The organism is Roseateles sp. P5_E8 (assembly GCF_054177665.1).
The window spans coordinates 60,984-72,726 of the sequence record NZ_JBGCUM010000016.1 but is presented as its reverse complement, the minus strand read 5'-3'; the positions used below and the strand labels follow the sequence as shown (position 1 = coordinate 72,726).

Annotated in this window: 10 protein-coding genes; 4 read left to right on the top strand and 6 right to left on the bottom strand. The window is 69.7% G+C overall.

Translation table 11 applies throughout. From position 1 onward, the window contains the following. The first annotated feature begins 28 nt into the window (after positions 1-28). Positions 29-2,233, top strand: a complete 2,205-nt coding sequence (locus ACXRVZ_RS12010; RefSeq protein WP_457420621.1) for a molybdopterin-dependent oxidoreductase — start codon at positions 29-31, stop codon at positions 2,231-2,233. On the opposite strand, the gene ACXRVZ_RS12005 is transcribed toward ACXRVZ_RS12010, so the two are convergent. The 6 genes from ACXRVZ_RS12005 to ACXRVZ_RS11980 all read right to left on the bottom strand — a co-directional run bounded on the left by ACXRVZ_RS12005 (position 2,220) and on the right by ACXRVZ_RS11980 (position 8,041). After that, positions 2,220-2,984 carry a LytR/AlgR family response regulator transcription factor gene (locus ACXRVZ_RS12005; RefSeq protein ID WP_457420619.1) on the bottom strand — a complete coding sequence of 255 codons (765 nt, stop codon included), beginning with the start codon at positions 2,982-2,984 and terminating at the stop codon, positions 2,220-2,222. The two genes, ACXRVZ_RS12010 and ACXRVZ_RS12005, sit on opposite strands and share 14 nt — an antisense overlap. Beyond that, the gene (locus tag ACXRVZ_RS12000; protein ID WP_457420617.1) at positions 2,981-4,096 is read right to left on the bottom strand and encodes a sensor histidine kinase; all 1,116 of its coding nucleotides are present in this window, start codon (positions 4,094-4,096) and stop codon (positions 2,981-2,983) included. The genes ACXRVZ_RS12005 and ACXRVZ_RS12000 overlap by 4 nt, the downstream gene beginning before the upstream one ends. A 206-nt stretch (positions 4,097-4,302) precedes the next feature. Next, entirely contained in the window at positions 4,303-4,653 is a 351-nt protein-coding gene (locus ACXRVZ_RS11995; protein WP_457420615.1) for a hypothetical protein, read from the bottom strand. 140 nt (positions 4,654-4,793) lie between these two features. Continuing rightward, the gene (locus ACXRVZ_RS11990) at positions 4,794-5,408 is read right to left on the bottom strand and encodes a hypothetical protein (RefSeq protein WP_457420613.1); all 615 of its coding nucleotides are present in this window, start codon (positions 5,406-5,408) and stop codon (positions 4,794-4,796) included. 118 nt (positions 5,409-5,526) lie between these two features. Further along, a complete protein-coding gene (locus ACXRVZ_RS11985) occupies positions 5,527-6,144 on the bottom strand; it encodes a response regulator transcription factor (RefSeq protein WP_457420611.1) in 618 nt (205 codons plus the stop codon). Then, positions 6,137-8,041, bottom strand: a complete 1,905-nt coding sequence (locus ACXRVZ_RS11980) for a sensor histidine kinase (protein ID WP_457420609.1) — start codon at positions 8,039-8,041, stop codon at positions 6,137-6,139. Before ACXRVZ_RS11980 ends, ACXRVZ_RS11985 begins: the two co-directional genes overlap by 8 nt. A gap of 102 nt (positions 8,042-8,143) precedes the next feature. Between ACXRVZ_RS11980 and ACXRVZ_RS11975 the strand changes: the two genes are divergently transcribed. The 3 genes from ACXRVZ_RS11975 to ACXRVZ_RS11965 all read left to right on the top strand — a co-directional run bounded on the left by ACXRVZ_RS11975 (position 8,144) and on the right by ACXRVZ_RS11965 (position 11,741). Next, positions 8,144-9,145 (top strand): TRAP transporter substrate-binding protein, encoded by a 1,002-nt coding sequence (locus ACXRVZ_RS11975; RefSeq protein ID WP_457420607.1) that lies wholly within the window; start codon positions 8,144-8,146, stop codon positions 9,143-9,145. A gap of 127 nt (positions 9,146-9,272) precedes the next feature. Further along, positions 9,273-9,890 carry an ANTAR domain-containing response regulator gene (locus ACXRVZ_RS11970; RefSeq protein WP_457420605.1) on the top strand — a complete coding sequence of 206 codons (618 nt, stop codon included), beginning with the start codon at positions 9,273-9,275 and terminating at the stop codon, positions 9,888-9,890. A 603-nt stretch (positions 9,891-10,493) separates the two neighbouring features. Next, positions 10,494-11,741, top strand: coding sequence for a CmpA/NrtA family ABC transporter substrate-binding protein (locus tag ACXRVZ_RS11965; protein WP_457420603.1), 1,248 nt, complete (start codon positions 10,494-10,496; stop codon positions 11,739-11,741). Positions 11,742-11,743 lie beyond the last annotated feature (2 nt).

Here is an 11,743-nt window from a genome sequence, read left to right as displayed (position 1 = left end):
GGCTGCACAAGAACGCCAGGAGACCGCCATGCCCGACAGCCACTACCGCATCTGCCCGCTCTGCGAGGCCTGCTGCGGGCTGGAGGTGAAGACCGAAGGCGCCCAAGTCATCGCCATCCGAGGTGCGGCCAACGATGTGTTCAGCCACGGCTACCTCTGCCCCAAGGGCGTGAGCCTGAAGGACCTGCACGAAGACCCCGACCGCCTGCGCACGCCGCTGATCAAGCGCGATGGCAAGTTCGTGCCGGCAAGCTGGGACGAGGCCTTTGCCGAGATCGAGCAGCGCCTGCTGCCAGTCTGGCGCGAGCAGGGGCCGGACTCGGTGGCTCTGACCATCGGCAACCCGGCCGCGCACAAGGTCAGCCTGCTGGCCTACACGCCCCGTCTGGTTCGCGCGTTAGGCACGCGCAACGTCTTCAGCGCGTCGACGCTGGACCAGATGCCCAAGCAGCTCAGCGCCGGGCTGATGTTCGGCCACTGGCTGTCCATCCCGCTGCCCGACATCGAACGCTGCGACTACCTGCTCATCCTCGGCGGCAACCCGATGATCAGCAACGGCAGCCTGTGGACGGTTCCCGACTACCGGGGCAAGGCCAAGGCCATGCGGGCGCGCGGCGGGCGCATCGTCGTGGTGGACCCGCGCCGCAGCGAGACGGCCGCCGCTGCCGACGAGCACCTGCCCATACGCCCCGGCGGCGATGCGCTGCTGCTGCTGGGCATTGCGCACACGCTGTTCGACGAAGGCTTGGTCAAGCTCGGCCGTCTTGAGGAACACGTCAACGGCCTGGAAGAAGCCCGCGCCGCGGTGCTGCCCTTCCCGCCCGAGCTCACCGCCGCCGGCTGCGGCATCGCGGCCGACACGCAGCGCCGCATCGCCCGTGAGCTGGCCGCTGCGCCGCGCGCCGCCGTCTACGGCCGCATCGGCACCTGCACGACGCGCTTCGGCACGGTGAATTCCTGGCTGGTCGACCTCATCAACGTGCTGACCGGCAACCTCGATCGCGAAGGCGGCGCGATGTTCGCCAAGGCCGCCGCGTTTGCGTCCAACACCCAGGGCAAGCCGGGCAGTGGCAAGGGCATCACGACCGGCCGGCGCAAGAGCCGCGTGTCCGGCGCGCCCGAGGTCTTCGGCGAGCTGCCCATCACGGTGATGGCCGAGGAGATGCAAACGCCTGGCGAGGGTCGGATCAAGGCGCTCATCACCATCGCCAGCAACCCCGTGCTGTCGGCGCCGAACGGTCCGCGCATCGCCCAGGCGCTCGACGACCTGGACTTCATGCTCAGCCTGGACATCTACGTCAACGAGACCAGCCGCCACGCCGACGTCATCCTGCCGGGCCTGTCGCCGCTGGAGGACTTGCACTTCGACGTCGCCTTCCCGCAGTTGAGCCACCGCAACCATGCGCGCTTCTCCGGCCCGGTGTTCGACGCGCCGGCCGGCACGCCGCAGGAATGGCAGACCATCCTCAAGCTGTGCGCGCTGCTCGAAGGCCGCGGCCTGGGGGTGGATGTGGCCCAGCTCGACGACGAGGCGATCGAGTCCGACGTGCGCCGCTTTGCCGGCGACAACACGCCGGCCATCCTGAGCGCGCTGCAACCCTGGCGCGGCCCCGAGCGACTCATCGACCTGCAGCTGCGCGTAGGCCCCTACGGCGACCAGTTCGGCCGCAAGCCCGACGGGCTCAACCTTGCGAAGGTGAAGGCCGCGAGCACCGTCGAAGGCGGCGGCGTGGACCTGGGTGCGCTCACCGCCCGCATCCCTGAAGTGCTGCGCACGCCCAGCGGCAAGATCGAGCTGGCGCCGCCGTCCATCCTGGTCGACCTGGCCCAGGTGAAGGCCGAGCCGGCGCCTGAATTCAGCCTCATCGGCCGCCGCGACACGCGCTCCGGCAACAGCTGGATGCACAACCTGCCCGTGCTCGCCAAGGGGCCGGAGCGCTGCACGCTGCTCGTCAACCCCGCTGATGCGGACCGCCTGGGCCTGGCCGAGTTCGCCAAGGTGAAGAGCGCCGTGGGCGAGCTGATAGCGCGCGTCGAGCGCAGCGCCGACATGAGCCCCGGTGTGGTGAGTCTGCCGCATGGCTGGGGGCATGACCTGGACGGCGTGCTGCTGGGCGTGGCCCGCGAGCGGCCGGGCGTCAACATGAATGCACTGCTGAGCGACACGGCGCGCGACCCGCTCAGCGGCAACGCGGTGCTGAGCGGCGTGGCGGTGGAGATCACTGCCCCTTGAACAGCCCCTGAAACGGCCGCGACACGGTCAGCGTGTCCGGCGAGCCGCGCAGCCGCAGCACCATGCCGCCCTCGTCGTCACGCAACGCACTGGCGATCTGCGCGCTGGCGACGACGACGGAGCGGTGCACCTGCTGGAAGCGCGCCGGGTCCAGCTGGGCCAGCAAATCCTTCAGCGGCGTGCGCAGCAAGGCCTCGCACTGCTTGCCGGCCTCGGCGTAGACGACGCGGGTGTAGCGGCTGTCGGATTCGCAATAGATCACGTCCTCGACGCGGATCAGCCGCACCTCCTTGCCCACGCCGGCCTGCAATGTGTCGGGCCAGGCCGGGCGGCGCTGCTGGCCGGCCAGTTGTGCCAGCAGCTGCTGCAAGGCCTCGGGTGACGCAGCCGGCCGCTGCAGGCCTTGCCGCAGCCGCGCCACCGTCTGCGCGAGGCGCGCCGGGTCTAGCGGCTTGACGAGATAGTCCACCGCGCCGGCGTCGAAGGCCTGCAGCGCATGGTCGCCGTGGGCGGTGACGAACACCACCGGGCAGCGGCCGGCGATGCGCCGCGCCACGTCGATGCCCGACAGGCCGGGCATGCGGATGTCGAGGAAGCACACGTCCGGCTCGTGGGCCAGCCACTGGTCCCACGCATCGGCGCCCTGCTCGGCGCTGGCCACGATGCGCGCCTCGGGCCAGGCCAGGGCCAGCGCGTCAGCCAGCTGCTCGCGGGGTGCGGGTTCGTCGTCGGCAATGAGCAGTCGGGTCATGCGGGTTCCGGGGTGATCAGGATCTCGGCGCGCGTACCGCCTTCGGTGCGGCGCTGCAGTGTGAAGCAGGCGCGTTCGCCGAAATGGTGCTTTAGCCGCAGGCGCAGGTTGGCCAGTCCCACGTCGTCCTCGGCGTCGTTCGCCAGGCCCAGGCCATCGTCGTCCACGCGCAGCCACCAGTGGCCGTCGGGCTCGCGGCCCGCTGCCAGCGTCAGTCGGCCGCCGCCTATCTTGGGCTCCAGGCCATGCTCGACGGCGTTCTCCACCAGCGTCAGCAGCAGGCCCGGCGGCAGCGGCTCGGCCTCCAAGTCAGGCGCGATGTGGACCTCGCCCTGCACGCGGCCGTCCAGGCGCGTGGCCAGGATGGCGAGGTAGTGCCGCACGGCTTGCGCCTCGTCGGCCAGCGGCACGACGCTGCGGCCTAACAGCTCGGTGCTGCGGCGCAGGAAGCCGGTGAGCTCGCGCAGCAGCGGGCCGGCGCGCTCGTCGCGCCGGTCCACCCAGTGCTGCAGCGTGGCCAGCGTGTTGAAGACGAAGTGCGGGTGTATCTGCGCCTGCAGCAGGCGCAGGTCGGCCTCGGCGGCGGCGCGTGCGGCGGCGTCGCGCTCGGCCACGAGCTTCAGCCGGGCGAGCTGGTGGTCGCGGGCCATGCGTCCGGCACGCGTCACAACGACGAGCAGCAGCAGGAATCCGACCGCGAGCGGTAGCACGGTGGCGAGATCGGCACCGAAGGGATTCAGCTTTCTCGTCGCAACGCCAACTACAAATCCGCCTATGCCCGAAAGGATGAGCCAACGTGGAGCCAGCTTCGACCCTAGCCAGGCAGATAGCAATGCGCACGTCAACCCGATCCACAGCACCAACGCGCCGCCCAGCGCCTGGCCCCAGCCTGCGCCCCTGCCTAACAACCATGCGGTTGCTCCCGCGAGCACCAGCGACCAGCCGGCCCAGGCCCCAAGGCCCTTGAGGGAGTAGAGATAGATGTCGACCAGTTCCATGCGCTCGCGCAGCGCTGGGTCGTCACGGCCGATGCGTTCGTAGTACGGCAGCGCCCAGCGGTAGTAGCGCCGCTGCAAGCGGTTGCCGTGGGCGAGGGGATTGGGGGTGTCCATGGGCCGCACTCTAGGTGCGGCTGCCGGGCAGGCGCTCTCCCGATGGGCGACTCACGTCAGGGCACGCACGAAACGCCGCCAGCCCTGCATGAGGCGCCGGCTGGTCGTTTCTCAAATGGATGGCGAGCGCGGGTTTCGCGCCGCCAGGATGGTGGGCCGGCCGTGCCGCTGATCAAGCGGGCGATGCCGGCCTGAGACGAGCCGGTTCAGCGAACGCGGTCGGTCTCGAGCGCGATGCGGTCGACGCTGCCGTCCACGTTGCGATACAGGCGCACGCGCCGCAGACCGTCGGGGCTGACGAGCAACTCGTTGTTCTCGGCCTTCCAGGCCTCCAGCGGGCTCTCGTCGAGGGCGACGCCCAGCCGGCTGGCGCCGACATGAACCTTCAGCGTGCGGCCGTCGTCCAGCAGGTATTCGCCTTGCGCCAGGCGCAGCATGGACCGGGCCGACACGGCGGGCACGGTGGGTTCCTGGGCACTCGCGGGCGCGGTGAGCGTGAGGGTTGCGAGCAGAGCGGCCGAGAGGGTGAGCGGGCGCAGTTGGGTCCAGGTCTTCATGGTGTGGGTACTCCTTAGGTTCCCCGAGGCCAGTCGCCTCGGCACAAACCCTAGTGCAAAGCCCATGCCAGCTTTTAAACCAGTGTTTACCCGCCCATCTCATCAATTTTTGCCCCAGCGCTGGGCCGGGCTGCGCCGCCTTAGGGAGTTATGCCTCGCGATGGCGCCCAGCGCCGCAGCGACGCGCCGCCCGCGCCCAGCAGCGCTATCAGGGCCAGGCCCGCCGACTGGGGCTCGGGCAGGCGGTTGTTGACGACGACGTTGTCCAGCGAGATGTAGCCGAAGCCACGGCCGCCAGAGATGCTGACGCTGAGCACGTCCTGGCCAATCACCAGCGTGCTGTAGCTGCGGTCCAGCGTCGCATCCATACTGCCGCTGCCGCCCATGGCCAGCAGATAGGACACGGTGACGACACCGCCGACCTCGGCGTCCGGCACATACCAGCTCAGGCCCAGGTCGAGCCGGTCCAGGTAGAAGGCGGCGCCACCGACGGCCGTGATGCTGAGCGGGTCGATGCTGTAGAGCAGCGAGGCCGTGCCGTTGTAGGCGCCCGGCAGCGGGTTGCCGCCGATGTCTTCCGGCGGCCGGTCCTCGACGCCCATGCAGTCCTGGCACGTCACCGTGAAGTTCAAGCCATCGGTCTCGATGTTGGTCATCGAATAGTCGTAGCGCGGTTGATAGCTGTCGAAGGTGACGATGGCCGCGTTCGCGGGGCTGAGTGCAGCGGCCAGCAGCAAGGGGGCGAAAATTCGCATGGGTGTCTCCGACAGCTTGTTCTAGGAATGGCTGCCGATACTGACAGCGCCATGTGTCAGCAACCGGCGCGGTATCCCATGTTTGCGGGGCTGCGATTCATGGGGGATAAGCCAGTCCTTAGCGCGCTGCGATCAGCGTCGCCACCTCGGCCGCCGAGCGCACACCCAGTTTGGCGAAGACGCGCGCGCGGTGGACCTCCACGGTGCGGATGGACACGTTCAGCTCGTCCGCAATGATCTTGTTGAGCTTGCCGGCCGCCACACGCGCCATAACCTCGCGTTCGCGCTCGGTCAGGCTGGCCAGCCGCGCGCTGCGCTCCGCCACCTGGGCGCCTTCGGCTTGCATGGCGGCGTCCACGGCCAGGGCCTGGGCGATGCGGTCGGCCAGCGCGTTGTCGCTGTAGGGCTTCTCGAGAAAGTCGAAGGCGCCCTTCTTCAGCGCCTCCACGACCATGGGGATGTCGCCATGGCCGGTCAGGAAGAGCACGGGATTCTTCAACTGGCGCGCCAGCAGCTCGTCGTGCAGGCGCGTGCCGCTCATGGGCTCCATGCGCACGTCCAGCAGGAAGACGCCCCGGGGCGGCCGCCGCTCCAGGGCCAGCGCCTCCAGCAACGCTGGGCCGCTGGCGAAGGCGCGCACGTCCAGGCCGCGCGAGCGCAGCAGGAAGGCGAGCGCATCGCGCACGCCGGGGTCGTCGTCGACGAAGAACACGGTGCCTGTCAGCGGTTCATGCATAGGTGGACTCGCGAGCGTATTCACGATTCAAGGGCAAGCTGAAGGAGAACATGGCGCCGCCGCCCCCTGCCTCCTCGGCATCGAGCACGCCCTGATGGGCTTCGACGATGGAGCGGCAGATGGCCAGGCCCATGCCCATGCCTTCGGACTTGGTGGAATAGAAGGGCGCGCACAGCTGCTCGACGCGCCGGCCCGCCAGGCCCGGGCCGTTGTCGCGCACGTCGATGCGCACGAAGTCGCCCGCCACATGGCTGCTGACGGCGATGCGCCGGCCAGCCTCGCGCGCCTGCAATGCATCAGCGGCGTTGCGCACCAGGTTGATGACGACCTGCTCGATCAGCACGGCGTCGGCCAGCACCGGCGGCACGCTGGCGGCCAGGTGCAGGTCCAGCGTGACACCGCGGCGCTGCAGGTCGCGGCGCAGCAGGTCCAGCGCCGCGCTGATGACGTCGTTGAGGTCGCAGCGCTCGTGGCGCGGCTCGCGCCGGGTCAGGAACTCGCGGATGCGGGCGACGATGCGGCCGGCATGCTCGGCCTGCTGGCCCAGGCGCTGCAACGCGCCCAGCACCAGTTCGTCTTGCACGCCCAGCTTGGCCAGCGAGTTGGCGATACCGGCGTTGTAGCTGGCGATGGCCGTCAGCGGCTGGTTGAGCTCGTGGGCCAGCGTGGAGGCGACTTCGCCCAACATGGTCAGCCGGGCGTTGTGGGCCAGCATCTCGACCTCGCGGCGCTCGCGCTCCTCCAGCCGCTTGCGCTCGGTGATGTCGACGATGCTGCCCATCCAACCGATCTGGCGGCCGCTGGCGTCCACCAGCGGCGACTCGAACACCATCACGTCCACCGGGCGGCCCGAGGCGTGCTGCCAACGCGCCTCGAAGCCTTCGCGCGGCGCCTGGCCGGCGAGGTTGCGGCGGTTGCGCTCGGTCAGCTCGTCCAGCGCGTCGGGGGGCCAGTAGGGCATGGGCGGCAGCAGGCCCACCAGCGCCTCTTGGGCCAAGCCCACCATGTCGCAGAAGGTGCGGTTCACGTACAGCAGCCGGCCGTCGAAGTCGCGCGCGCGCAGCGCCACCAGGGCCGAGTCCTCCATCGCGCGGCGCCACGCGGCCTCGGTGCGGCCGGCCACCTCGGCACGCTGCACCTGGCGCATCTGGCGGCGCAGCAGCCAGCTGGCCACGGCGATCAGCGGCAGGAAGCCGGCCACCAGCACCCAGGCCAGCGGCCGTATGCCGTCGGGCATGGGCTCGCGCAGCGTCAGCTCCAGCGCGGCGTCGGTCAGCGTCTCGTCGGCCAGCGGGCTGGCGCGCAGCGGGCCGGTCAGCGCGACGCGGTAGCTGGGCCGGGGCCCCTGGGCGGCGCGCAGCGGCGACTCGGTGCTGGAGGCGATGACCTGGTCGGCGCTGTCCACCAGCTGCAGGTCGTACTTGCGCGCCAGCCACCAGGGCACGCCGCGCTTGAGCAGCAGCGCCGGGGCGTAGCGCACCACCAGCACGCCGTCGGGCGCGACGTGCGCGGTCAGGTGCAGGGACAGGCCATCCTCGTAGCGGTTGGCGCCGGGCTCGGCCGGCACCTCGGCCAGCACGCGGTTGCGCGCGTCCAGCCAGGTGACCGACAACCACAGCCGCCGCAGCCCGGCGTTGACCTCAGGATGGGCGGCCAGCACAGCCTCGCCCGGCGCCTGGCCGGCCAGGCCGGCGGCAAGCTGGCGCAGATGGGCCTGCTCGTCGTCGATCCGGGCGCGCAGCTGGGCCTCGGTGCTGAGCGCGTCGGAGATCAGCGTCTGGCGCTGCTGCTCCTGCTCCTCGATGCCGTTGGCCCGCACCCAGGCCAGCACGCCGCCCACGAAAATCAGGGACAGCACCAGGGGCGCCAGCCACAGGCTGCGGGTCAGGAGCTTCATGCCCGCAGTCTAAGAAGCTGCGGCGCCCGGGGCCATGTGGAACTCCACAACGACAGCCTTGCCATCAGCTCCGAAGATGCCGTCTATATGAAGGAGACATCCATGACTCTGCCCCGCCTCGTGCTGGCAGCCGCGCTGGCCCTGACTTTCGGTGCGGCACAGGCCCAGGCGCCCATCGTCATCAAGTTCAGCCATGTTGTGGCGCCCGACACGCCCAAGGGCAAGGCCGCGCAGCGCTTCAAGGAGCTGGCCGAGGCCAGGACCGGCGGGCGCGTCAGGATCGAGCTCTACCCCAACAGCCAGCTCTACAAGGACAAGGAAGAGATGGAGGCGCTGCAGCTGGGCAGCGTGCAGATGCTGGCGCCGTCGCTGGCCAAGTTCGGGCCCCTGGGCGTCAAGGCCTTCGAGGTCTTCGACCTGCCCTATCTGTTCAAGGACACCGAAGCCTTCCGCGCCGTCACCGAGGGCCCGCTGGGCGCCGAGCTGTTCCGCCAGCTGGAGCCCAAGGGCATTCGCGGCCTGGCCTATTGGGACAACGGCTTCCAGATCATGAGCGCCAACCGGCCGCTGCGCCAGGTGGCGGACTTCAAGGGCCTGAAGATGCGCATCCAGTCCAGCAAGGTGCTGGACGCGCAGATGCGCGCCCTGGGCGCCATGCCGCAGGTGATGGCCTTCAGCGAGCTCTACCAGGCGCTGCAGACCGGCCTGGTGGACGGCACCGAGGGCGTGCCGAGCAACTACTACACGCAGAAGATCTTCGAGGTGCAGAAGCACATGACGCTGTCCAACCACGGCCACCTGGCCTATGCGGTCATCGTCAACAAGAAGTTCTGGGACGGCCTGCCCGCCGACGTGCGCGGCCCGCTGGAGGCGGCGGTCAGGGAGTCGGCCGTCTACGCCAACGCCATCGCCAGCACCGAGAACGCCGCGGCGCTGCAGGCCATCAAGGCCAGCGGGCGCACCCTCATCTACACGCCGACGCCGGCCGAGACCAATGCGTGGAAGAAGGCGCTGATGCCCGTCCACCAGGAGATGGCGTCGCGCGTGGGCCAGGCCACCATCGCGGCGGCGTACAAGGCAGCGGGCTTCGTCGCGCCGCGCTAGCGCCTCGGCAGCGTGCGCGCGCCGCGTGCCGGTGCCGTTTGGTCGCCTGCAGCACCGCCGTGGTGCCAGACACGCTGTTACCCCGCCCGAGCGCCATTGAGGCACGCAACTTGCACTGGCCCGGGGCATGGACACGCCCCCATTCCCGCTGCCGGGTCTGCGCGTGCTGCTGGCGGACGCCGGCCAGCGCCGCAGCCCCGTCATCCGCCTTGAGCTGATCCGGCTGCGCTGCCAGCTCGTGGATGTGCTTGACCTCGTCGCCGAGCCCCACGCGCTGGGCACCGCCCTGCAGCGCATGGCGCCCGAGCTGCTGCTGATCGACTGCGAGCAGCCCTCGCTCGAGCTGCTCGGCCAGCTCGCCGTGGCCCAGCTGCAGCGCCCGCGCCCGGTGCTGCTGGTGGCCGAGCAGATGGCGCCCGAGCAGATGCGCGCCGCGCTGCGCGCCGGGGCCAGCGCCCTGCAGCTCGCCGGCCTGCCGCCGCAGCGCCTGGGTGCGCTGCTGCAGCTGGCCCTGGCCCGCTTCGAGCACGACCAGGCCCTGCAACAGGACCTGCGCCAGACCCAGACCCAGCTCGCCGAACGCAAGCTCGTCGAGCGTGCGCGCGGCATCCTGATGCGCGAGCAGGGCCTGGACGAAGAGGCCGCCTTCCAGCGCCTGCGCCAGCTCGCCATGACCGGCGGCCAGACGCTCGCCAGCGTGGCCACGCGACTCATCGACGCCGACCAACTGCTGCGCGCACGCTAGGAGGCTGTCGGGCTTTGGGTCGGGTGCGCGCCGGGGAGAGTTGCGGGGCGAGTTGCGGGGCGAGGCAAGGCGCCGACGAGGCGTGGGGCGCCCCCCCCACAACGAGTCGGCAACGCCGTATCGCCCCGCAAATCACCCCGGCCCTTCGGGTTGGGCCTGTAAGGGGGCTGATCCGTCGTTGCAAAAGCTCGCTGGGCGGCCAGCCCAGCTCCGCTTTGCGCCTCGGCTGAGCCCCCTTGCAGGCCCAACGCGCACCCGACCCAAAGCCCGACAGCCTCCCGGGGCTCAGCTCTCCGCCTTGGGGCGCGGCGCACCACAAGCACCTCCCAGCCACGCACCGGCGCGACGCAAACCGCCCGCTGCAGCGCCAGCCATGCGCCGGGCGCGTGCAAATCATCACGGCCGGCCAGCCGCAAAAGCTGGCACGCAACCTGCTGAAAGAGGACTGAGACCTGCAATGGCGCAGGTCTCTCGGGCCAACCGGCTTTGAATCGGTTGGCACTTCGGGACAACGACGTCCGACCTCCCCTATTCGTCTTCGCGACCCGCTGCGTGGGCGAGAGCGTGGCCGCCGTTGCACCCTGCATGACCCAGGAGCCTGTGATGACCGCCTTCGATAACTCGACCACCACGCCCCACCCGCAACGCCGCAGCCTGCTCGCCGCCGCTGCCGCACTGCCCTTCGCCGGCCTCGCCGGTGGCGCCTGGGCCCAAGGTTCGGACAAGCCCGAGAAGGAAGAAGTCCGCATCGGCTTCATCCCGCTGACCGACTGCGCCTCCGTCGTCATGGCCTCGGTCCTGGGCTTCGACAAGAAGTACGGCGTCAAGATCATCCCCACCAAGGAAGCCTCCTGGGCCGGCGTGCGCGACAAGCTCGTCAACGGCGAACTCGACATGGCCCACGTCCTCTACGGCCTCGTCTATGGCGTCCATCTGGGCACCAGCGGCCCCAAGAAGGACATGGCCGTGCTGATGCACCTGAACAACAACGGCCAGGCCATCACGCTGTCCAAGGCGTTGGCCGACAAGGGGGCCGTTGACGGCCCCTCGCTGGCCAAGGTGATGGCCGCCAACCCGCGCGAGTACACCTTCGCCGGCACCTTCCCGACCGGCACCCACGCGATGTGGATGCACTACTGGCTGGCCGCAGCCGGCATCAACCCGCTGTCGGGTGCCAAGCTGATCACCGTGCCGCCGCCGCAGATGGTGGCCAATATGCGCGTGGGCAACATGGACGGCTTCTGCGTCGGCGAGCCCTGGAACCACCGCGCCATCATGGACGGCATCGGCATCACGGCGAACACCACCCAGGACATCTGGAAGGACCACCCCGAGAAGGTGCTGGGCACGACGGCCGAGTTCGCAACCAAGTACCCCAACACCACGCGCGCCGTCATGATGGCCGTGCTGGAAGCCAGCCGCTGGATCGACGCCAGCCTGTCCAACAAGCTGAAGATGGCCGAGACGGTGGCGCAGAAGGCCTACATCAACACCGGTGTCGAGGCCATCAACCAGCGCATCCTGGGCCGCTACCAGAACGGTCTGGGCAAGACCTGGGACGACCCCAACCACATGAAGTTCTTCAACGACGGCGCGGTGAACTACCCGTACCTGTCCGACGGCATGTGGTTCCTGACCCAGCACAAGCGCTGGGGCCTGCTCAAGGCCCACCCCGACTACCTGGCCGTGGCCAAGCAGATCAACCAGACAGCGCTCTACAAGCAGGCGGCCGGTGCCCTGGGCATCAGCATCCCCAAGAGCGACTTCCGCACCAGCAAGCTGATCGACGGCGTTGTCTGGGATGGCAAGGATCCGGCGAAGTACGCCGACGGTTTCAAGATCAAGGCGTAAAT